This is a genomic window from Mucilaginibacter sp. SG538B, assembly GCF_013376065.1.
GTDB classification, from domain to species: Bacteria; Bacteroidota; Bacteroidia; order Sphingobacteriales; family Sphingobacteriaceae; genus Mucilaginibacter; species Mucilaginibacter rubeus.
In genome coordinates this window covers 1,840,022-1,864,711 of record NZ_JABMJI010000001.1, presented here as the reverse complement: position 1 = coordinate 1,864,711, position 24,690 = coordinate 1,840,022, and the positions used below count along the sequence as shown (strand labels likewise).

Genomic DNA, 24,690 nt, shown 5'->3' with positions numbered 1-24,690 from the left:
TAACTTATATTTATCCATAAGAAATTACCTATTACTTATATGCAGATAGCCGGCGAGGAAGATTTATATTCGATCATACTCCACGCACCTGTGGGCATTTGTATACTTCATGCGGAAAGTATGACCATTGAAGCAGCTAATATTCATTTGTTAAAGCTGATCAATAAACAGGCTGAAGACCTGGCAGGGAAATCTTACCGGGAAATCTTTACCCTTGCAAAACCCGGTGATGAGTCGGCACTGAAAATGGCAGTAGAAGGCAGGCAGCACCAGGATGATAAAGGAACGATGATACAAATGCTTAACGGGAAGAAAGAGATTGTACCCGTTACCTTTGTTTATAAGCCCGTAAAAAACAATAAGGGCAAGGTCACTCACATAGCCATATGGATATTAGAAAACACCAAAGAGGTGCTGGACGAGGAACTGGCAGCCATTAACGAAGAGTTGGCCGCTACCAATGAAGAGTATGCAGCTGCCAACGAAGAACTGGCCGCAACCAACGAGGAGTTGCTGGAAACCCAGGAAAATCTCCGGCGGAGTGAAAAACTTTTCCGCTCCATTGCACTGAACATTCCAGGTTCGCTGATCCTCGTCGTTGACCGGAACCACCGGTATATGGCCATTGAAGGCGACATTATGGAAAGGATGGGTTATGACCGGCGCGATTATGAAGGCAAGCATCCGTCAGAGATTTCGCCCGAACGCTACGAAGCTTCCAGGCATTTATATGAGAGGGTTTTGTCCGGCGAAAAGTTTTCTATAGAGCGAAAGGCAGAAACGGGAGAATTTTATCTTATCCATTTTGTGCCGCTTAAAAATGACGACAACATTGTAGAATCCGGGCTTATCATAACCCTGGATATTACCGAGATTAAACAGGCCGAAGAAAAAAGCGCAAAGCTTGCCGCGATCGTCGAAACTTCGGATGACGCCATTGTAAGCAAAACGCTGGAAAGTGTGGTCACCAGTTGGAATGCCGCGGCCGAACGAATGTTTGGCTACACAGCAGAGGAAATGATAGGGCAAACAATTTACAAGATCATTCCCGAAGACCGGCAAAACGAGGAACCACGCATTCTTTCCAGGTTAAACACAGGCGAACGAGTTGATCACTTTGAAACCAGGAGACTAACCAAAGATGGGCGGTTACTGGATGTTTCGCTAACCATCTCTCCCATTATGGATAAGCAGGGGAAAATAATCGGCTTATCCAAGATCGCACGCGATATCACCGATAAAAAGCAGGAGGAACAACGCAAAAATGACTTTATCGGTATGGTGAGCCATGAACTGAAAACGCCGCTGACCTCATTAGCCGCGATCATACAGGTTGCGCAAAAGAAATTGGCGCAGAGTGAAGATCAATTCCTCTCCGACGCGATGGAGAAGGCAAATCAGCAAGCCAGGCGGATGGCTGCTATGATCAACAGTTTCCTTAATATTTCGCGCCTCGAAGCCGGTAAATTATTAATTGAGAAGCAGCCGTTCGATCTGGGGCAATTACTGCAGGAAGTACTGGAGGAAACCCAGCTAACGGTAACGAGCCATGTCTTCAGTCTTAAAGAATGTAGTAACCTCACGGTTAATGCCGATCGGGATAAGATCATTTCCGTTATTTCCAATCTCATCAGTAATGCCGTAAAATACTCGCCTAAAGGCCGCCAGATCGATATCGGTTGCAAACTCAATGGCAATATGGTAATAGTGAGTGTAAAAGATGAAGGCATGGGCATAAAGCCCGATGATCTCGGCTATATTTTCGACCGGTATTACCGCGTTGAAACCAATCATACACGCCATATTTCCGGTTTCGGGATCGGCCTTTATCTCAGTGCCGAAATTATTAAACGGCATGGCGGTGAAATCTGGGCTGAAAGTGAATTGGATAAGGGATCAACTTTTTATTTTTCGCTTCCCCGGGCTGAATCACCCGATAATTTGTAAGTCTTCCATCTGCCCAACCCTACCGATTCCACCCAATATCAATAATCCTGGCGTTATCCGTTGCGCGGCTCATGTGGACCTGATCTGAAATATTGCTATTGATAAAGCTGGACACTTAATGCACAAAGTTTACAGCTAATTTTATAGCCGCTATCGCTCTGTTGCCGCATAAGCAAATGATTAATACTATTTAATTATTCGCCTTTTGCTTTTGCTAATTTATCAAACTCCACCACTCCTGCCCTGGTGGCCCATGCCTTATACATTGCTTCAAGCTCGGCTACTTTTTGAGGATATCGGGCACTCAGGTCATTTAATTCGGAACGGTCGGTGCTGATATTATAGAGTTCCCATTTATTTTCGGGGCGTTGCGATACCAGTTTCCAGTCGCCCTGCCTTACAGCACGGTTACCTTCATGTTCAAAAAACAGCCCGTTGTGTCCTTTCCAGTTTTGCCCCTTGAATACGGGGACAAGACTTATACCCTCCGTAGGTGTAATGTTATTGTCATGATAAACTTTAGGATAAGTTGCACCGGCCAGATCAAGGCAGGTAGCCATCAGATCAATAATGTGGGCAGGCCTATTGACTATTGACCCTGGCTTAATCACATCGGGGTAATAAGCTATAAAAGGGGTAGCTGTCCCCCCTTCATATTCCCAGTGTTTAAATAAGCGGAAAGGTGTGTCGCTTACATTGGCCCCCAATGACCCGTACGATGTAAAAGAAGTTGGGTCACTTGCAGGCTTACTGTTTGCAGCCAGTACCTCGGGGGTAAAACCCGGCCCCGAGATAGTTTCATTACTGGCGCCATTGTCTGACAAGAACATGATCACTGTATTTTTATCCTCACCCAGCTCTTTAAGTTTTTTCCTGATGCGACCTATGTTCTGATCCATCCGGTCGATCATTGCAGCATATACAGCCATTTTGGTATCAAACTGCTCTTTTTCTTCCGGGGTAAGGCTATCCCATTCCGGTACGCTCTTATCCCTCGGCGAAAGTCTTTCATCCTTAGCAATGATCCCCAATTGCTTTTGACGTTCGAGCCGCTCCTGCCTGAGCTTATCCCAACCTTTCAGGTATTTGCCTTTGTATTTAGCAATATCTTGGGGCAGTGCCTGAATTGGCCAGTGCGGACTGGTAAAAGCCATATACAGGAAAAATGGCTTGCCCGTGCCTTTATTACCTTCAATAAACTTAAGGGCATAATCGGCATAAGCATTGGTTGAATACCAGTTTGGCCCTGGTGTGTATTCCTTATCGTCTAACGCAATGGTAAGTTTTTGATTAGGGCGATAAGGCATTGTTGGATTAAAATAACTGCTTGCCCCATCTATTAAACCAAAATAATGATCAAACCCGCGTTTAACCGGCCAGCGCGAGAGGTCTGTACCCACATGCCATTTGCCTGCCATCAGCGTATTATAGCCGCCATCTTTAAGCGCTTCGGCTATGGTTACGCAGTTTTGGTTCAGGTAGCCCTGATAAGCAGGCACATCCCGGTGGTTTACCATATCACCTACCCCAGCCTGGTGCTGATAAAGCCCGGTGAGTAACGATGCCCGGGTTGGGCAACAGCGCGACGCATTGTAAAACTGGGTCATGCGCAAACCGCCTTTGGCCATCGCATCAAGATTGGGCGTTTGGGTTTCAGAGCCGAAACAGCCAATATCCGAGTAGCCCATATCATCGGCCAAAATAATAATGATATTTGGTCGCTTAGCCGGTTGCTTATGCTGGGCAAATATTGAACTGCTTGCTACTGCAAAAAGAAAGATGGTTTGAAGGAACTTTTTCATAGGAGACGATTATCGCAATCTATTTAAAATTAAGGGTAATATCATCCCTGTTACTATGGGATGTTTTTATCCAAAGCAAATGATTGATTTTATCATAATACCAGCCAGCTGTTTTGTCTAATGCGTCAACATTATCAGCCGCTTTCAATGTTTCATTATTTTCTGTTATTGAAGAAGGTTCCTTATCACCGGCCCAATGTATTTTGGCCAGATAGGTATGCTGCGCGGGGATAAAACTACCGGATGGTTTCTTAATCTGCAATTCCCAGCCACCGTCACCATTTACCAATGTAACATGAGTGATTGCCTTATCCCCATGCTGATATTTTAAGGTAATGCCATCATCTTCATACAACTTAAACTCAGATGCCTGGCCCAAAAACACGTCCAACGTTATCAAATCTACCGGTTTTTCATCCATGTATTTCATGGCCGGTTGCATTGGGATAATGCCTCCTGCTTTTACAAAAATGGGTAGATGATCTGTAGGGGTCAGGATATGGATATATTGCTTTCCGGTATATTTTATGCCCGTCCAATAATCAAACCAAATCCCCTTTGGTAAGTAAACAGTACGTGTTTGAGCGCCCTTTACAGTTACCGGGCAAACCATCAAATTATCACCAAACAGGTATTGATCGGCTACATTATAGGTATTGGGATCGTCCTGGTATTCCAGCACCAAAGCACGCATGAGTGGCATACCGGTTTGATATTGTGTATATGCGTTGCTGTAAATATAGGGGATCAGCCTGTAACGGAGATCGTCGTATTTTTTAAAGTTGGCTAATGCCTCGGCCCCATAGTTCCAGGGTTCTTTATAACCCGGATGGTCCATGCCAAAAACCATAGCCACCGGACTGAACATACCGAACTGCACCCACCTCATATACAACTCCGGATCCGCCGCATGTTCAAAACCGCCCATGCAATGTGCCCAATATCCAACGCCCGACATGCCAATATTTAATCCGCCTTTTATAACCGGCGCAAAGTATTGCCATTCGCTTGGCCAGTCGCCTGCAAAAATGAACGGGTAACGCTGGATGCCGGAATAACCTTCGCGCGTTTGGTTTAAACCACGAATGCCATTGTATTGCTGAAATTTCAAATATGGTGCTTTAGCATATGCAATAGGGAATACATTATGAAGTTGTGCCACTTCTCTACCAGTAGGCCCAACTTTTTCACTTTCATTGGCTAATGAGCCAAAGGCACTGCCTTCATCTGTTTTCAGGAATTTAGCACCAATTGAGGCTACTTTCATCACGCCGTTATCCCACCACCAGTTTGCAGCCTGCTGATCAAAAAAGTTCACAAATTCGCCTGGTTTGCCATTTTCGGGATAAGTAAAACCTTTAGCCTGTGCCTCATCAAGCAGGTTCAGATTTTTAGCGTTATCAAACCTTGGGCGGATATGCAGCCCCACCATTTTAAAGTTCATGGTATACAGGCTATCAAACATGGCTTTAGGGCCTTTAAATGTTTCGCGCCATTCAAAGGTCGTGGCCCCCTTACCCCCCTTTTTACCAAACAAGCGCCAGGTGGAATCAAGAAAAAGAATATCAACCGGGATGCCCATCTCGCGCATCTTACGGGCCAGTTCTATCACATACCTATCCGAAGTAAGTTCCTCATGCCCCCAGGTGCCGCCGCTATAAGTGCCCATATGCAAACCGAAGGCAAACCTTGGCAACAATGGCGATTTACCTGTGATGCTTAAATAACTGCTTAAAATAACCGGGAACGTTGAACCGTAAATAAAGTAATAATCCAATTCGCCATCATTCGCTTTAAAGCTGTATTCATCATCAGTTTTGCTACCCATATCCCATTCGGTAGCCGATGAATTGTGCAGATATATGCCATATCCCTTGGTGCTCATAAAAAATGGCACAGGGCAATAATTGGCCTCGTTGATGTTATAGGCACCAAGCAAGTTGTTTTTGCTTTTGCCCCTACCTACATTGAGCTTTACCAGTTTGTTACGCTGGTCGGTAAAATCCATACGCTCACCAAAGCCAAAGAAATGCTCATCGGGTAACAAGTTTTTGGTACACATCACGGTATCGCCCATGTGATGCAAACCGCCGTTCTGCTTACTATCAGGCACATACTCTGATGATAACATCACACCCTTACTATCAGCCACATTGATTATAAACGGCGATTTAAACACCGTAATAATCAACGCCGATGTTTGGATTATGTATGCCGATTTAGCATCAGTTATTTTATAATCAACAGCGGGCCACTTATAAGTCTCCTGCATTAAATGCTCATCGGGCGAAAATGTACGGCTCCAGCTCGCCCTTACGCGGAACATTGAGGGCGAGCAAAATTCAATTTTAACATCGCCATTAGCATTACTGAACAACAATGCATTGCCTTGCTTTTTATAGCCGGACTTATTGCTGCCAATACCCGTTTGCGCAGAGGCAGCCACCGCTATTAATAAAACAAAGGCTAAAAACAAGGATACCTTTTTCATTACTTGCTCAGTTTATAAACTTCGCTGCCAGCCAGCAGGAAACATCCCAAACCATAGTCTTCAAAATCGGGCACGTTGTTATAGCCAACAGGCTGGCCATCCTTGGGTTCCTTGCCTGTGCCCTGCACAAAGCCGAGCATGCCATCCGGATGCAGGCATTCTTTTGCCATGGCATTCCATGCTTTGAAAACTATTGGCAAATAGGTTTTCTTTTTCAGGATGCCATGGTTAATTCCCCAGGCCATACCATAAGTAAACAAGGCTGTGCCAGACAATTCCTTCCCGCCAAAATTGGTTGAATCCTTCAGGCTCACATTCCAGTAGCCATCAACACGCTGTAATGGAACCAAAGCCTCAATCATTTCTTTATATACCGATAGATACTCGTTGCGGTGAGGTGCATTTTTAGGCATAACTTCTAACACGCGCAGCATGGCAGCCAATACCCAACCATTCCCGCGCGACCAGTAGCAATTCGCTCCGTTAGGTTCTTTATATGGAGGTACAAAGTCTTTATCACGCCACCAAAGATGATCGGCTGTATTGTACAATCCTTTACCGCCGTGAATGGTTTTTGAGTAATTGTAGATGTCGAACATCTTTTCATAATACTTATTGTCGTTATACACTGCACCGAGCCTGGCATATACCGGCATAGCCATTTGCAGTGCATCTATCCAGTTCCAGTCGTCCTTTTTTTCGCTGTTCACCATCAGGTCGATGCTTTGCTTTATTTTTTCAATCCGTTCGGGCTTTTTATCAATCAGGTAAAGATCGATATAGGTTTGCCCGCAGCATTGATTGTCGGCATTACGGGTATCAACAGCGCCACGAGGGCTCCACTGATGTTTTTCGCCCCAATCAACTGCATAATCATAGTACCTTTTTTGAGGATCGATTTTATACATCGCCATCAGCCCTTCGTAATAAACAGCCCTCGTCCACAAATTGCTGGTACGGGTGACATTTTTTACGGTAACAGACGCTCCCGGATCCGGCCATTTCTGCATAAAATAATTATTGGCCAGGTTCATACCGGCCAACACCTCTGTTTTTGCAGGCAGTTGGGCAAATGCACTACCTATCATACCCATAACAGCGCATGCGCTTAATACCGTTTTTATTGTAAGCAATAATTTATTCATATCGTAGAGTTTATATATCCATTCTAAAAAGACACGTTAAACATTAAGGCATTTTCCTGAGCCCTTCCCACCTTACTTTCCACTTCCCATCTTTTGGGAAACCGGGATTTACAGTGGTTGAGCCATCCCAGCCGGCACACATCATGGCTACAGCGGCCAGTAAACCACCGTTGCCAGGCAGGTACATGCGTAATCGCCCGTCCTGATAATTGTGGCCGTTGGCTAAGTAAGTATTGGTTTTTATGGGCATAAACAAAGCATCGACAGCTTTATCAGGCATATTTAAACGGGCTGCTGTCATGGCAGTCATCGGGAAATCCCAGCCCCAGGTATCCTTCCAATCCCATACATCCCAAACCAGGTTGAAGGTTTTCTTCATTACCACAGTATCCAGTTTATCATTATACGGCAGCATACCGTAGGCAGCTAATACTGCCGGGTGGTCTGTTTTTAATTTAGGATTAGTATAGGCATCGGGCGAGCTTTCAGCAGCGAGGTAAACGCCATCCTTTTGGGGTAACTGGGCCAATTTATCCAGGATTTGGGCATACTTTTTATCCGGCTGCAATCCCAGGCGTTTGCGCCATTGCTGGGCGGTATTTAAAGCCCAGCGCCAGTATTGCAACTCATAGGTTGGATTATATGTTTCTTCGGGCTTGTAACGTTCCTGCGCCAGGATAATGCCCTTGCCTAAATTATACCGGTCATGCTCCTTATCATAAGTGGGAAACGAGGCCATAAAATCTGCATCGGCCAGTACAAGGTCTTTATATTTGTCGAGGGTTTCCTTATTTGGGTGGGCCCGGTAGTCCAGCTCAGCAAAATAAATAAAATGAGGCTGCTGCCAAATGAGGAATGCCCCTACCGAAGATGGGCTTTCATTGCCATCAGGGTCGGTCATTTTTTGCCAGCGGATGCCATCATATCCTTGTCTTTTGGCGATAGCCCTGGCATTAGCTTTTACGTGATGGTACCAGTCCAAACTGTTTTCGAGCAATTTCTCTCTGCCCCATAGTGCAAAATGGATCCCATGCCACCAATGCATTTCGAGGTGCGGCTTGCCGTACCAACTGTTATACGTTAAGCCAGTTTCCTGCGGGGGCTGATGACCTGAACATTGTATTTTAGTAAGATATTGAGACAGTACTACCCTTCGTTCCAGCTCTTTTGCCCGGGGATCGGTGCTACCGCTAAAATCAACAGCACCGCCGCTTTGCCAAAAGGCCTTCCATTGCTGAATGCTGTTTGTTTGCGTTTGGGAAAACCCGGGTAAAAGTGTTGTTGTTTTCTTAGGGCTAAACAAACAGGTAAATGTTAATTCCCCTGTTTTACCTTGCGGAGATAACACAAACTGATGAACGGCGGTAGTTTTAACCGATGCTTCCCCATCCCAGGCGAGGCGTACAAAATACTGGTTAGTATCTAAACGATGAATGATGGCTGCCTGGCTGGCACCGGAACCAACAATTGCCGAATAGTGTTTTTGCGGATTTTTCCAATTGTCGCCATAATCGGCAAACTGATTGGAGGGGAAAGGAAAACGCAGCCTTACTTTAAGCCTGCCCTGCGCTAACAATGGCGATTGGACTTTCACCGCTACCAGGTCCTGATCCTGGTGCGCGTAGGTTTGAACTTTTACGGGCTCACCATCAAAAGTAAATGAGCTGCTAATGCATCCTGTCCACAAATTAAGTTCCTGCCGGATATTTTGGATATCGGTTATCTGTGCCTCGCTCCCATCCTTATGCAATAACAGGAAACCAAGGTTACCCAATTGCAGGCGATGTACATTTTCCCTGAACCAATTGGCAGCATTCCTGTTACGGCCAGGCTGGTTCCACTGCACTGCATAACTTACATTGCGGCCATTGAGCGTGTAGGTTTTTAATGTTTCATCAAACTTGTAGCCTGCGGTATCTTTAAAGCTGTGCCAACCCCACTCCGATTGTGTGCCTAATGGAATGCCTTTATCATAATGTTCAGGAAAGGTTTGCAGACCTGTAGCATCAACCGTAAAAGCAAAACGACCATTGCCCACAGATAGTGACGATAGCGTATCGGTGCTATTATTTATTACATTGTACCTTTGCACCAAAGCCTTACGGTCTATTTTATTTTGCGCCCTCAATAAAACCGGCCAAACAATAGCAAATAATGCAAAATAAACGGGCAGTATTTTCTTCATGTTGAGGATGCTATGATTCTATTTTAAATATAAATGGCGATGCCGTCATGTATTTACCGCCCTGTGAGGTAGTAAACATATAAGTTGGTTTACCATTTTGAAATAAGAGCTGGGGCCTTTCAAACCTGCCGTATTTGTTAAGGTATTTTGGCGGCGGCGGTTGATTGATATGGTAATATTCGGCATTAAAATATCCAATCTCCGGTTCGCTCCATTTTTTACCGGTTTTTGATTCCATGTATAAACCATACTGGTGATTAAATACACCCATGTCCCGGGCAAGCATTTTAAAGCGGCCCCTATCAAGCCAAACAAAAGCATCCTCCAACTGGGCATTATTGCCCCGTCCTGAAAAATCTATAACCGGGTTGCCGTCATATCTGATATAAGGCCCTTCCAGTTTATCGGAAATAGCTAAACCGTATTTGCGGTTCCCTTTTACCAGCGGGTCGGTTGATGCTTCATATTCCTTAGTGTTCCATGATTTATAAAACAGCCAGTATTGCCCGTTGGGATGTTTAACAAATGCCGGATTGGTGGTACAATGATCATCCCATGCCCCTTCGGTACCGGGCAAAAGCAGTGGTTCATCCGGCCGCGTCCATGGGCCATCAAGAGAATCAGCCATGGCCAACCCTATCCGTTTTGTATTGGTTTTGCCGTTGGAATTACCCATAAAAAACAGGCAATATTTACCATCGACCTGTTTTATTGACGGATTATGACAGGTAGTAGCATCCCAATAACCGGGACCGCGCGGGGCGAGGATTGTTTCTAAAAACTTAAACTCACCTTCTGGCGTATCTGCCACAGCATGGCATATTTCAGATCCGTTGATCCATCCACTCATTTTTTTGGAGGCGATCCATCTCGAAAAAAACACGTGGATCCTGCCATCGGGGCCCTCAATAGGACTATTGCACCAAACGTAATAACCCTCCATTTCCAGCGCACGGCCAACAGGCTTCAGTTTTTTAGCGAATGCCGAAACATGATCATTTGAATTACCAAAAGCCAAACCCGGCAATAACGCCATTGCCGAAGCCATGCTTAACCGTTCAATAAAATCTCTTCTTTTCATCATCCAAACACTATCTTTATTGAACCTGTTGCTTTAAATATTTATTGAGCCCCAACCGATTGAGCGACCGGATGCCCTGAATAACCAATTTAGCATTTAACTGCGCACCCGGCTCAAGCGTATGGGTAGCATCGGTACCGAAATAGGTTGACTTAACCTTTGCTTCACCTTCCGTATCGTAATCATCAGCAATCAGTTTGTTTAAGTCGATGAAAAAGGCCCCGGTTTGTTCGCCCAGCTCACGCGCCCATTGCCCATAGCTGTTTTCATTGTTGCGCCCTGCGGATTTGCCATCTTTCCAAACATTACGGGGTATAGGCGAGCAAATAATAGGTGTCGCCCCCTTCGCTTTAATATCCGCAATAAATTTGCGCATGTACCAGCCATAGGTATGTACCACCTCTTTTACTTTCCTTATCGGGTTATATATTTCCTGTTGTTCGTCGCCAATACCTTTGATAGTTCCGCGGGCCCGGGCTGTATCATCCAGCGCACCGGCGTCATTGTGGCCAAACTGCATAATCACAAAATCGCCGGGTTTGATTTTAACCAGTACCTTATCCCACAAGCCCATAGTTTGGAAGGTGCGGCTGCTGGTGCCGCCAAGCGCATCATTTTCGACCGATATTTTTGTTGTATCAAAATAAGGGGCTATGTAATTCCCCCATCCCCATAAACCACCATCGCCTTTGCCTTTACCATTCTTTACAGTCGAATCGCCTATCAGGTAAAAGGTTGGCTTATCGGCAGGTTTCATCAACATAAAAGAAGATAACAGCATAACCAGGACAAGCAGTAAGCCTAAGCCGGCATTTGTACGGATCATATTTTTCATAGCAGCCCGAAATTTTAGTTTTTAAGGTATTTATTCAGAGGGTTTACGGGATTGGCCCGGATGCCATCAACTACTGATTCTGCATTCACGGTAGCTCCCATTTTGTTAGTGTGGGTATGATCTCCGGGGAAAAATTTCTTAACCGAATCGGCTCCCCATTGATCATATTTATCGGCTGTGATACGGTTCATATCAATGAAGATGACACTTTCCTGCTGTGCCACTTCCTGTGCCCATTTACCGTAATCATCATTGGCACGAATAACTTTGCCATCACGAAACTCATTCCGTGGAATCATGGATAGTACAATAGGCGTTGCACCTTTAGCTTTGGTATCCCTGATAAATTTGTGAAGATACCAGCCATAGGTATGTACAGTTTCTTTAGTACCGTTAGGCCAGGTAAGCTCTACAGTTTCATTACCGGTGCCTTTTAATACCCCACGATACCCGGCTTTGGTAGTATCGGGTTTACTGCCTTCATTATGGCCGAATACCATCATCACATAATCGCCCGGCTTTAAAAGCGAATCAACCTTGTTCCACCGGCTTTCTTTGATAAAAGTGCGTGTACTGCGACCGGCCATGGCATGGTTTTCAATATTGATCTTCGACAGATCGAAATAGTATGGGATAATGCTCCCCCAGCCCCAGGTTTCCTTATCGTTATTATGCGTAGTGGAATCGCCAATTAAATAAATGGTTGGCTTTTGCTGATTGATAAAAGCCAGGCCCACAAAGGCTATTATTAATAAAGCTAAAACCGGTTTCAATACTTTCATATTATTTTTTTGTGTTTTTAGGCTTCAGTTCGTCCGGTGCGCCGTTAGTATAGGACACAAACACCTCTTTTGAAGCAGTTTTGAAAAGATCATCAACAGTTTCCATCGAAATGCTGTCAGCAGGTTTAAACTGCGGTGACGACATATATTTTAAAATGCTGTAATATAATTGCTTTGCCGCCGGCCTGTCTTCGCCGGTTGTTGGCGAAAGATCGGCACTGCTCACCATCAGACTCCCCTTACTTACCTTTGCTTCAAATAATAAGGCTAAACGGCGGTTCATGAACCAGGTATCAATAGGCTGAATAACCGGACGGAATGTCGCCGGAAAATCTTCCAGGTGCATGACCTGCGCATTCGAGAGGATATCCCACCATTGTATTTCACTATAGGATGATGTCGGGAAATCATTAAACGCAGGATGCTTAGGATCGCACACAAAACCAAGCGTATGCGGAGGGCGCATTTTAAACCAGGAGGTATTCCAGAAAACAGGAGTAAATGATTGTATAATTTCCTTGCCCTTTATTACCTTACCCGAGGCATTCAGAAATACTTTGCCGCCATTATTGAGTACCTCTTTGGCCTTATCATCCAGCGAAGTAGTATAATACACATCGGTTTTCACAGCAGGCAAGTTTGCGGGATACACCCAAAAATCCCAGTCGTTTACATATTGGGTATTAGGCACGGCTACTTCAAGGTTCAGTTTTACCGGCGATTTTATTTTTGATAAAGCGACATTGATCACTCCTGCCTGCTGACAGTTCCCCATTACATAGCTTTTTTTATCCAGCACACCCTCGCTGATCACTTTATGCTGAGCATCGGTTAATTTCCAGTTAAGCGTAGTTGCCATAGGCTTGCTATAGTTAAACAGCTCAACCTGCGCCTTTAGCGTTTCGCTGTTTTGATAAACAAACTTTTCGGTACAGATAAGTGGTACGGTGGAATTGCAAAACCGGGCAAACTGCTTTGCTGTGATGTATCCCTTACTATCCCAAAAGGCATTGAGTATACCAACCAAGGCAGTACCCTGACCCGGATAGTCATTTAACGAAAGCAACTGAAACCCCGAATATCCGGGCGTCCGCATGGCTTTTTCAATTTCATGTTTGTAGCATAAAGCCTGTAATTTTCCCGAAGCCATCAGGAACTTCTCGGCCTCATCGGCCATGCCATGATCTTTAAGGTCTTCCTGAAAAAGTTCAAAGTTTTTTGCCTTATAAAGGCCGGTATATTTCCTGATCTCCTTAAAATCGGGAAAGGCGCAATACTGTCCCATTTCGTGGGCTACAAAGGGTACAGTAAACTGGGCAATCTGTTTGCTGTAATCAGAGTAACTTTCGGGCCGCTGGTTCCAGGCCAGGCCGCGCGCACCGGCACGGGCCATATATTCGTTGTTGGGGATCACCGGCCAGCTGCCGCCTACTGCCGCCGCTGTATAAAGCCTGCGCGGATCTTTAGCTTTCCAGTAGTCAACAAATTTGGTAAGGTATTCTACCTGTTTGCCGCTGGGCTCATTACCATAAGCCATCATGCAAAATGAAGGGTGATTACCATACCACTTAACCATACGGTTTGTTTCGTCATAAATATACTGGTCGATAGGCCGCCCCAAACCCAAACCACTGCCATGATTTGCCCACGAAGGCCCTTCCACATGCAAGTAGAAGCCGGCTTTATCAGCTGCATCGAAAGCAGCCTCCGGCGGGCACCAGGAGTGAAAACGCATATGGTTAAGTCCGTACTCCCTGCAAATTTTAAAGATCCTGTCCCATTCTGCTTCAGTAGTTGGCGGGTAACCCGTAAGCGGGAACTCACAGTTATTCACCGTACCACGCAGAAAAACGGGTTTGCCATTTATGGTAAATGTTTTTCCATCAGCCTTAAACTCATGCATGCCGAAGCTCAGTTTCCTGGTATCTGTTGATCCATCCACAGTGCGCAACGTAGCTGTAAGCCGGTATAAAACCGGATTAAATTCATCCCATGTCTGCATTTTAGCTCCCATTGGCAAATCAAATGTTAACTCCGCCACGCTATCTGTGATATTAACAGGTTTGCTAACAGCTGGTATAAGCTGCGAAACCGGGGTATTAAATGCTTTGGCCGAAAGTGTGATAGTGCCGGCGACAGATGTCCGTTCTGTTTTTACCCGTATTTTGATATGGGCTGTTTTTTGTTTCAGATCAGGGTAAACCTGGATGTCATCAAGCCATGTTTTACTTCCGGCCCTCAGCTCCATTTTACCAATCACCCCATTCCAGTTGCCTTGCGTATGATCTGTAATGCTATGAGAATCGGGTCCTACGTTGATCGCTTTAATGCGGTTATCAATACAAAGTGTGATTTGATGTTTTCCGGCCGATAAATGTTCTCCAAGATCATACTGATGCGGAGCTACCAGACTGTTTTGCATCCCAATTTCGGTGCTGTCAATCCATAATCTGGTTTCGGTATGGGCCCGTTCGAGGAAAAGCACCAGATGTTTATTTTTCCAATCCGAAGGAACAATTACTTCTTTTTTATACCATGCCGCTCCTGTGTAATGTTTCGGCGGTGTAAGCCAGAAAGGTATTTTGAGGTTGCCGGGAACCCGGTACTTAGCTAAACGCGGGTTATAAAACCATGAACTGTCATAAATACTTCCTGTCCATTTTGTTTTAAGGGTGATATCATCACCTTTTAGGTTTTGGGCCATGGAACCCGGCAAGTGAATAGTATCCGCCAGCGGTTTTAAGAACCATTTCTCTTCAATCCCCTTATCAGCGCGATCCATCTGAAACTGCCAACGACCTGCCAGCGAAATAACATTGCCATTTTTCTGTGCCGGAGGGACTGACCATGCACAAAAAAGCATTCCCAAACCCGTACCCACGCAAATAAGGATTCGCTTTAAAAGCTTGTATTTATTATTGACCAGCTCCGGCATCAGTTAAATTAAGTTTAGTATTATCCTGAGTATTGATCTGTGAGTTTTTCCACTCCCATCCTTCTGCAAACTGAACATCGCCCGCCGTGCCTGACTCAATGTTAACCCCATCAAAATGGAAATTTTGCATCGTAGACTCTTTAAGACCTATAGCGTTAATGGCCTTTTTAGCACCTGTTACTTTAATATTTGAAATAAAAACATCTTTGAAATGCGGGATCCCTTTTTCGGCAGGTTCCACTTTATGCAGGATCTTTTTCCAATGGTCGGGCAGCGTTGCTTCATTGTAACCATCGGGCAGTTTAGAATAACTATAGGTTGGGTTCCAATTCATTGTAATTTGAAAAGCCGTGCCTACGCCATTCATGATTATATTGGTAAAGTGGATGTCCTCAACCGTACCACCCCGGGTAATGGCCGACTTAATATTTAACCCATTACTGGTTCCGTTACCTATCAGATCGGTGGCAAGCACATGCCTGATCCCCCCCGATGTTTCACTGCCGCAGGTAAGCAACCCTGCCCCCGCCCTTGATACACATTTGCGGATCACCACATATTCGGTTGGTTTGTTTACCCGCAAGCCGTCCCAATCCCTACCGGCTTTAAGACAAAAGTCATCGTCGTTACAGTCAATATCACAGTTTTGCACCAGGATCCAACTTGACGAATCTATGTCTATACCATCTGTCGAAGGCCCATGCCCGTCAACGTTGTTGCGGATGGTAATGCCATCAACAGTAACATGATCTGAATAAAGCAACTGCACCGTCCAGAACCCGGCCTGTTGCAGCGTAATATTTTTAATGGTAACATCTGCCGAATTAGAAACCAATAACGTACGCGGGCGCCTGGCGTCATAATCAACTATCCAGCGCAAACCTTTAGGGTCATATTCAGCCCGCATTTTACGGTAGAGATCCCAAAACGGCTTACCCTGTGCGTTAACCAATCCTTTCCCGGTAATTGCCACATTGGTTTGCCCGGCTATGTTGATCAACGCGGCAGGCCACTTCATTTCGATACCTGCCACGCGGGTATCAATTTCGGGATAATCTTTTAAATCCTGGCTACCCAACAACTCCACTCCCTCATCAATATTCAGATAAACATTATTCTTTAAAAAAATGGAGCCTGTTAAATATTTACCGGGTTTAAATGAAACTGTACCACCTCCTTTAGCCGAGCATTGGTCAATAGTTTTTTGTATGGCGGCTGTATTTAAAGTGACTCCATCATTGACCGCGCCATTATCATTTACATACCACACCATTGTTTTTTGCGGCGCGTGCCTGGCCCCAACCTTTTTTGCCCAGTCAAGCTTAGTTTGCCCGTTTACGGCATTTGCAGCAATAACTATCAGGAAAACCGAATAACGTAACAATTTCATAGGTAAGTTTATTCTTTAAACGGTTTATCTCCCCGAAAAGCAAACATAACCGTCAACTTAAGGAATAAAAAGCGGGGGAGCGTGCGATTCCCCGCTTGAGAGGGGTGGAGGGGTGTGTCTCTGCTTTGATAAGCCTACTGTAGAAACACACCCCTGCTACCACTCGTCCCTCCGCGCCCCCTCTCAAGAGGGGATTTTCAAGTCTTCTATTCAATCCCCCTCTTAAATTAACGGCTATGCCCAAGCAGGGGATAAACCAGTCTTATGACAATCAAAATAGTTTGTTCATCATTTTCCGGATCAATACCCGGGATTTTGTGAGTACAGCCCCGGCGCCGCATCCAATTGTGTTTGTGGTACAGGGTAAATAACATAATTAGCAATAACCGGCTTTATCGCTTTCTGAGCATCTTCTTTGGCAATCCAGCTATTCATAATAGTTAAGAGGTTACCACTTCTTTGCAGATCGAACCAGCGCGAACCTTCATCGGCAAACTCCCTGCGGCGCTCATCAAACAACTGTGCCAGCGTTACACCTGTTACCGGCGGTAAGCCGGCCCTTGTACGTACCTGGTTGACAATAGCGTCAACATCAGCCTGGGATCCGCCGGTTGCGCCATTCAAAATACATTCGGCTTTAAGCATCAAAACATCGGTATACCTGATGGCAATAAAGTTAATTCCCCAGTCAAAGCGGCTGGCCGTTGGGATTTTTGTTATATCGAGCCATTTTTTAAAGAAAGGGCGATTTTCTGTACTCCCTGCATTGGTGTAACCCGCGGTATATATCGTAAATGCCTTTCTTACGTCGGCAGCGTCATAACTGTTGGCCAGATCATTTGATACCGGGATGATTTCCAGGCTCCCGTTTGATTTGGCATCCTTAATAGATAAAAAGTAAGCATTGGGAGCAAGTGTCCATGGGTATGAGGCTCCGTAAAGGTCGCTGATGCCGCTTATAGCACTGGTATACATCACATCAAAAATAGCCTCTTTGTTAATTGCAGGACTTTGATTGGCATATGAAAACACATTGCTGTAAGTAGGCTCAAAAGCAAACTTGCCGCTGCTGATAATATCCTGCAATAATGGCAAAGCCAAATTCCATTCGTTTGATCCCGTTCCAGGCCCCTCAATACCGTAATTCGGTGCCGATTTAGCCATATACACCTGTGCCAGCAAAGCTTCTGCAGCATATTTGGTGGCACGGCCTACGTCTACCCCGGTATATGTGGTGGGTAAGTTAGCTACGGCGGATTGCAGATCGGCTATAATCAATTTGTAAACATCAGCTACAGAACTGCGGGCGATTGAATTAGCTTCAGGCGCAGTAACCGGGCGGTCAATGATTGGAAGCTTACCAAAATACCTAAGCAGATCGAAGTAATAAAACGCCCGCAGAAACTTAGCTTCGGCCTGTAACCTGGTTGCTAATGAAGCCGAACCTATGTAGCTGCCATTTTTGGCAACCTGGTCAAGCAGGGTATTAGCCCTGAAAATACCGTTAAAGTCGGTGCCCCAGGCTTCGGTAACGTAAGCGTTTGCTGCTAATGATGGCGAAAAATCATTCACGGGGTCCCAGTCGCGCACGGTGACCGAAACACCATAAATATTATCCGAACGAATTTCAGACATATTAGCTAACCGCACCGGGTAATTGTGCAGATCGGCATAAATGGCATTGGTAGCCTGTAAAAAATCGCTTGGCGATTTGTAAAAAGTTGCTGTTGTTGAAGCGGATATAGGCACCTGGTTTAAATCCTTATTACAGGAGGCCATTAAAAATGCAGCTGTTATGGTTGATAGAAAAAATATCTTTTTCATTTTGATAATGTTGAAATAATTAAAAAGTAACATTTAACCCAAAGATCAATGATTTAGCCAACGGCAAGCCTCCGTAATCACCCGCTTCCGGGTAGTTACTGTCCGAACTGATGGCTGTGTTTTGCGCCTCAGGGTTGAAACCTCCATAATATTTGTCATGCCCGAAGAAGTTTTCGGCGGTAACATACAGGCGTGCTGCTCCTAAAACTTTGGTTTTAAAGACATTTTTAAGATCGTACCCTAACGTGATATTTCTAACCCTCACATAATCTGAAGAGTACAACCAATCGGTATTGGCTACGAAACCAAATGTAGAATAGGCTTTGCTAACGCGGCCGGCGCCCTGGTTTTCAGGAGATCTCCAGCGGTTATCATAAAATGCAGGAGCATTATCAGTAAAGCCCTGGCCGGTACGGGTTATAGCCCTGCCCAGTAAGGAATAAACAGATCCTCCATTTTGGCCCTGCACTAAAACAGTAAGGTCGAAACCTTTCCAGCGTACGGTATTGGTAATCCCCCAGGTATAATTAGGATTAGGGTGGCCAACAATCTGTTTATCGGCTTCAGTTATTACGCCGTCACCGTTTAGATCCTGGTATTTCGGATCACCAACTGTTTCACCGGTACCGTAGGTTGCCACATGGTTATCAATATCGGCCTGTGTAAGGAAACCGATTTGCCTTACCACATAGATACTGTTTATTGGTTGGCCTACGCGCAAAATAGCGTCAGATACATCAAAGGAGTTTGGAATAATAATTTGTTTCTGGTTACTGTAAAGACTTACGATTTTATTTTTGTAATGACTGATATTAATTGATGTGCTCCATTGAACTTTGTCAACCAAATTACGACTTGTCAATTCCAGCTCCTGACCAACGTTACGCACTGAACCTGCATTGCGCAGCTGGCTGCTGAAACCGGTAGATTGCAGGATGGGCACATTCAGCAATAAGTCGGTGTTTAGTTTGTTATAGTAGTCAAATGAACCGGTTAAACGGTTGCTGAAAAAACCGAAGTCGAGGCCCACATCATAAGTTTGTGATTTTTCCCATTTGATATCAGGGTTCGGCAAGTTGCTTGGGGCCTGACCAATAGCCAATGCCTGGGGTGAACCCAAAACATATCCGTATGGACCTATTTGTGAAATACTTCCGTAATCGGCAATGCTGTTATTACCATTTACGCCATAACTAAAGCGTAGTTTCAAGTCGCTTACCGCAGATAGTCTTTTCATAAAATCTTCCTGTATGATACGCCAGCCTACAGATGCTGAGGGGAAAATACCGTATTTGGTATTGCCGCCAAACCTTGAGGAACCGTCTTCACGCAAGCTTGCGGATAAAAGATACTTGTTCTTATATGCATATTGCGCGCGGCTAAAGTAGGATACCAACACACTTTTGGTGCTGGAGGTACTGCCTGTTACCGCTGCGGCAGCATTTAAAGTTTGGATAACGCTGCTGGTATAACCGCCAACTGATGATAATGAAGACTGATCTAAACGATCTGTATTGTAAGACTGACCTAACAATATACTCAAGCTATGATTTGCGTGAATTGTAGTATTATAGGTAAGCGTGTTTTCATTAACAAAGGTTTGCCTTTTAAAGGTGCTGTATGATCCTGAAGTATTAGCTGTTAAATTAGGATTTTTAGCAGCATCAAATGTTCTGGCAGCAAGATTACCGGCTATGATATACGGTGTGTAGCTATTAGTGGCATTGTCAACATTATCAAGATTCAATGAGCTTCTTAACGTCAACCCCTTTAAAATTTCGTATTCGGCAAATATGCTACCTAATGTGCGGTATTTTTTGGTTTGCCCTACCTTGTTCTCCAATTTAGCGATAGGGCTGTTTGCCGAGTTGCCCCAGGTATATTGTCCGTTCTTAAACGCGTTGGGATATAAACCTACCGTATCTTCCTGAATAGGGCTATAGCTTATGGCCTGGTGAAAAATATTGTCTTTCCCTTCTACACCAGGGTCCTGCGAAATTGAATAAGTGGGTGCAATGTTTAAACCTAATTTAAGGTTTTTGGCAATACGAGCTTCCACATTGGCCCTGGCCGAGTAGGCTTTATAACCCAGGCCTTTCACAAAACCATCCTGGTTGGCGTAGTTGCCCGAAATAAAATAATTTACAAATTCATTGCCACCGCTTGCGTTTAATGCCTGGTTTTGCATAGCTCCTTTCTGCTCAATCGCTTTCTGCCAGTCTATATACTGCAGCCCGGGATGGCCCGGCATAGCCCATCTCGGATCGAGCATATAGGCTGAGCTAAAGGCACCGCCATTCATCGCCTGGCGTGTTGCATTATCGTCACTGGCAGTTGCTCCTTTTGCGCCATATTTGAGCACATAGGCAGCATTGATCATTTCGGTAGCCCTGTCAATCCATTGGTCGCCGTTAAGCATGGGCAAATATTTGGCGGCAGCATTGTAACCGTAGTAAGCACTATAGCTAATTTTAGCCTTGCCCGATTTTCCTTTTTTAGTGGTGATCAATACAACGCCGTTTGACGCCCTTGAGCCGTAGATAGCCGCCGCTGCTGCATCCTTTAAAACCTGGATATCTTCAATATCATTTGGGTTGATATTATCAAGCGGATTTCCTGAGCCAAAGCTACCACCGCTGCCTATCGCCGATACAGACAAAGGAAAGCCATCTATTACATATAAGGGCTCATTACCGGCACTTATGGAGCCGCTGCCGCGCACGTTAACACTAAATGCTTTACCCGGCACACCCGTTGTTTGTTTAACGGTTACACCTGCCATTTGGCCTACCAAGGCCTGGTCAACACGGGTTATAGCCCGCTCGTTCAGGTTATCGGCCTTGAAGGTTGCCTGAGATCCGGTAACGTTTGCCCGTTTTTGAGCGCCGTAGCCGATTACCACCACTTCGTTCAATTGTGATTCGGTTTCAGTTAAGGTAACATTGATGGTATTGTTTGTGCCTACGGTAACTTCTTTAGCATCAAAACCGATTGATTTAAATATTAATACCTCTCCTGTTGAGGCCTTAATGGCGTATTTTCCATCTATATCGGACGTAGTACCCGATTTCGTGCCTTTTATTTGCACGGAAGCAGCCGAAACCGGTTGGTGCTTACTATCTGTAATAGTACCCGTAATGCTAAGCCTTTGTGCCAATGCACTGTTTGCTCCCGCCACGCAAAAGAGCAGTAATAGCAATAGCATTTTACAAGAATGAATAAAAATTCTTTTCATAAAATCAAATTAAGGGGTTTACTGTTTGGTACAGTTTGGGTTATAATTGTATAAACGAACATAAAAGTTAATTTCAATAATACCATCCTGTAGTATCCTGCTCCAATACATTAAAAACACAAAAAAAGGCGGCCAACATGACCACCTTTTTGAAATAAATCCTTAAATAATTACTTAACAAACAACGGCTTAACCGGCTCAAGTGTTACCGGACCAATCAAACCTGAAGGCTTCGGTTCCCAGTTTATAGCCGTAAAAAGTCCGTCCGGTCCTTTAGAACCCGGACTGTGTGATTGAAAATTGGTATTATAAAATATACGGTATGATATATGCTTTTTATCCATATCAATGATCCGGTTAACCATGAGGTTAGCTACCCTTACTTCCAACTGATTGACCGTCCTTAACTGTGCTGAAGGCATAGTAACTACATATTGCGGACCGATGAGCGTGGCCAGCTTTTTTCCGTTTAAATAAACCTCTGCACTTTCATTAACTTTCCCCAAATCAAGCTTCCAAACAGCAGCATTTTGCACCGGCTTTTTAAAGGAGATAGCATAACTGCCCGTTCCGGAAAAAGCCTTGAGATCATCACCGCCTAAATCAGTCCATGATTTGAGCGCTGCGGTTTTTATTGGCTGAGGTAATGTTGGGCCACCTTCGGTAAAGCTCAGTGTCCACGTACCGTTAACAGGCACTTTATTACCTGCAACCTGATAATAAGGATATGCTGCTATTTGAGTTTTTACAGGCAGGGTTTGTAAAATACAGCTTTGTCCGGGCGATAATTGCAGGTATACGCTGGTTTTATCATCGGCCTGCTTGCGGCTTTTAGCCAATCCGTAACTTTTTGTCATCGGATCAAATACTACTACTGATGCAGCATTAACAGATAGATCAACCCAACCATTAACCTGGTTACCGCCGCTATTTGTTATAAAGTAGCTGTTCCCATTTTCATAAGTACGGCGTACAAATTGCAGCCCCTTATCGGTCATTTGTTCCCTGTTTATTCCCGCCGCGTCCAGCAACGGAGCAATATCATCTGCTATTAAAAAACTGCCTTTGCCAACTTTGGCAATTTTAACACCATTATTTTCAGCAGTAAAATTAAGCCCGGCAAGCACTGTTTTAAATGCTTTTTCGCGTTCCTGCAACCCGGAATATCCCGGAACACCCGATGGAAGATTTTTATACACCACAATTGTTGCCCCGGCCTTTGCCAAATCCACCATTTTATTAAAGGTTTCGAACGGGATATATTTATTATCAGGCAAAAGGATAGTCTTATAATTAAGACCGCCGGTAAGCAAATGACCACCGGAGGTTTGTAAATCCATTATTTGCTTATCTGATATAAAATCAAACGTGTAGCCTTGTTTAAGCATTTCTTCGGCAGAGGATTCAAAGCCTGTCCCCTTAAAATCGGGTTTCATGGCATCATAATGCTTAAGCAGGCCCCTATCCCCCGGCTCGGAAAAGCTATCAAATAACGGGTAATAAACCAATATATCATTATTGGGCTTTCCTTGCTGCAAAAACGACTGACAATTAGTTATGTATTTATTTAATGTTGAAAAATCATTCCAGAACGGATTGGTTTGATTAAAATGTACCGCGGCATAAAATAACCACCCCGGCCATTGGGCATTTTGAGGCGAATAACTGATTCCGTGATAGAAAATATGGTTTACGCCTCCTACAAAATATTTATCAATAGCCTGTTTAACATCTCCTAACGACGATAGAAAATGATCATTAAGCCATGTCGCCGACTCGGACGATGCAAGAGGTTTTCCCATTACATGTGCTGCCGATGTGGCAAATTTAAACCGCAGCACATCATCGCCCTCTGTTTCGGGAATATCAATAGCAGCATACAGATCCAGTATATTTGATGGGGAACCGTGTGATTGATTGCGGATTAAAGCGCCCCTGGTTTTAGCCCAGCCATGCCATGGTTTGGTAAAATCATCAAGCAACAGGTCGGATATAGTTTCCCGGTAGTCACACAGGATACGGCTATTGTTTTCTTTGCTATCATTACCAAACAGAGCAGGCAAGTGATCGCGCAGATCGTACCCGCGGCGTTTAATAAATTCGTCAAAAAACTGCGGGGTAAAGTTCGATTGCCCGCGAGCATCATCCACTTCGTACGAGTCATTAAAATATGCCCTGATCCCGCTTAAATCCTGCCCTTTAAATGCCTGATCAAACCGGGCAAGGTAATGATCAAGTGCCGGTTTGGAAAAATGATCGATGACATAACCTTCGCCGCCTGGAGCAGCACGCTCAACCATTTTACCATGCCAACCCTGGAAAAGTGCATAAAGTTTCCATTCGCCTACGGGAGCCGTCCAGTTAAGGTTACCGGCTGCATCAACTTTATCGGTAAGGTTCAGCACCTGCCCCTTACCATTGTAAGCCATTAAAACAGTTAAAGGGATCCGTTTTTCAAACCGGACCTGGTCAAGGGCCATCAACTGTAAATTTTTATTGCTGCTGATGGGTTCAACAAGGTCGGTGATCTTCGGAGCCTGGCCGTCCGCCCTCACTAAGGGTTGCTGCACAAATACCACGGCGTCGCTTAGTTTTTCGCCACCTTTAACATCGTAATTTTTCCAGAACAGTTCCTTACTGGCATCTTCATTGGTAACCCAAGGGCCACCAAAAGGCCAGCCAGTGGCATTAGCCAAATCGATACCCATATTTAGCCGCTTCGCCTCTGTGAGCGTATACTTCAACATATCCACCCATTGCGGCGACAGGTATTTTATAAACTCATTTTCGTGCCCTTTTACACCATAAATCGGCGTTATTTCCAAACCACCCAAACCTGCATTATGGTAGCTTTCCATGTTCCAGGTAAGGTCTTTTTTGTTTACAGCGCTGCCCTCCCACCACCAGCGGGCCCAGGGTTTGGTTTGTTCAGTAGTTGCAGGCCAGCCAACTTGTGCAGATGCTATTTGAGTGCCAGCTAACAGTGCAATTACAACAGCCTTTTTTAAATTATTTTTAATGAATGACATCTGTTTAAA

Annotated in this window: 13 protein-coding genes; 1 reads left to right on the top strand and 12 read right to left on the bottom strand. The window is 44.7% G+C overall.

Annotated elements, in window-relative coordinates; translation table 11 throughout:
- The first annotated feature begins 39 nt into the window (after window positions 1-39).
- Entirely contained in the window at window positions 40-1,947 is a 1,908-nt protein-coding gene (locus FHW88_RS07545) for a PAS domain S-box protein (RefSeq protein ID WP_176624334.1), read from the top strand.
- A 194-nt stretch (window positions 1,948-2,141) separates the two neighbouring features.
- Here the strand turns inward: FHW88_RS07545 and FHW88_RS07540 are convergent, their stop codons facing one another.
- From FHW88_RS07540 to FHW88_RS07485, 12 genes are all read right to left on the bottom strand, one after another.
- On the bottom strand, window positions 2,142-3,749 hold the full coding sequence (locus FHW88_RS07540) for an arylsulfatase (RefSeq protein WP_176624332.1): 1,608 nt from the start codon (window positions 3,747-3,749) through the stop codon (window positions 2,142-2,144).
- A gap of 19 nt (window positions 3,750-3,768) precedes the next feature.
- Window positions 3,769-6,240, bottom strand: coding sequence for a glycoside hydrolase family 31 protein (locus FHW88_RS07535; RefSeq protein ID WP_176624330.1), 2,472 nt, complete (start codon window positions 6,238-6,240; stop codon window positions 3,769-3,771).
- A complete protein-coding gene (locus FHW88_RS07530; RefSeq protein WP_176624328.1) occupies window positions 6,240-7,385 on the bottom strand; it encodes a glycoside hydrolase family 88 protein in 1,146 nt (381 codons plus the stop codon). The genes FHW88_RS07535 and FHW88_RS07530 overlap by 1 nt, the downstream gene beginning before the upstream one ends.
- A gap of 43 nt (window positions 7,386-7,428) precedes the next feature.
- Window positions 7,429-9,570: a hypothetical protein gene (locus FHW88_RS07525; protein WP_176624326.1), complete on the bottom strand. Its 2,142-nt coding sequence runs from the start codon at window positions 9,568-9,570 to the stop codon at window positions 7,429-7,431.
- A gap of 10 nt (window positions 9,571-9,580) precedes the next feature.
- A complete protein-coding gene (locus FHW88_RS07520) occupies window positions 9,581-10,654 on the bottom strand; it encodes a glycoside hydrolase family protein (protein ID WP_255485221.1) in 1,074 nt (357 codons plus the stop codon).
- 13 nt (window positions 10,655-10,667) lie between these two features.
- Entirely contained in the window at window positions 10,668-11,486 is an 819-nt protein-coding gene (locus FHW88_RS07515) for a rhamnogalacturonan acetylesterase (protein ID WP_176624324.1), read from the bottom strand.
- Between the two features lie 14 nt (window positions 11,487-11,500).
- Entirely contained in the window at window positions 11,501-12,268 is a 768-nt protein-coding gene (locus FHW88_RS07510) for a rhamnogalacturonan acetylesterase (RefSeq protein WP_176624321.1), read from the bottom strand.
- Window position 12,269: 1 nt separating this feature from the next.
- Window positions 12,270-15,203, bottom strand: a complete 2,934-nt coding sequence (locus FHW88_RS07505; RefSeq protein WP_255485220.1) for a sugar-binding domain-containing protein — start codon at window positions 15,201-15,203, stop codon at window positions 12,270-12,272.
- Window positions 15,184-16,593, bottom strand: coding sequence for a glycoside hydrolase family 28 protein (locus tag FHW88_RS07500; RefSeq protein ID WP_176624319.1), 1,410 nt, complete (start codon window positions 16,591-16,593; stop codon window positions 15,184-15,186). Before FHW88_RS07500 ends, FHW88_RS07505 begins: the two co-directional genes overlap by 20 nt.
- Window positions 16,594-16,893: 300 nt before the next feature.
- A complete protein-coding gene (locus FHW88_RS07495) occupies window positions 16,894-18,417 on the bottom strand; it encodes a RagB/SusD family nutrient uptake outer membrane protein (protein ID WP_176624317.1) in 1,524 nt (507 codons plus the stop codon).
- A 19-nt stretch (window positions 18,418-18,436) separates the two neighbouring features.
- Window positions 18,437-21,652 carry a SusC/RagA family TonB-linked outer membrane protein gene (locus FHW88_RS07490; protein ID WP_176624315.1) on the bottom strand — a complete coding sequence of 1,072 codons (3,216 nt, stop codon included), beginning with the start codon at window positions 21,650-21,652 and terminating at the stop codon, window positions 18,437-18,439.
- Between the two features lie 170 nt (window positions 21,653-21,822).
- Entirely contained in the window at window positions 21,823-24,681 is a 2,859-nt protein-coding gene (locus tag FHW88_RS07485) for a glycosyl hydrolase (RefSeq protein ID WP_176624313.1), read from the bottom strand.
- Between the last annotated feature and the right edge of the window lie 9 nt (window positions 24,682-24,690).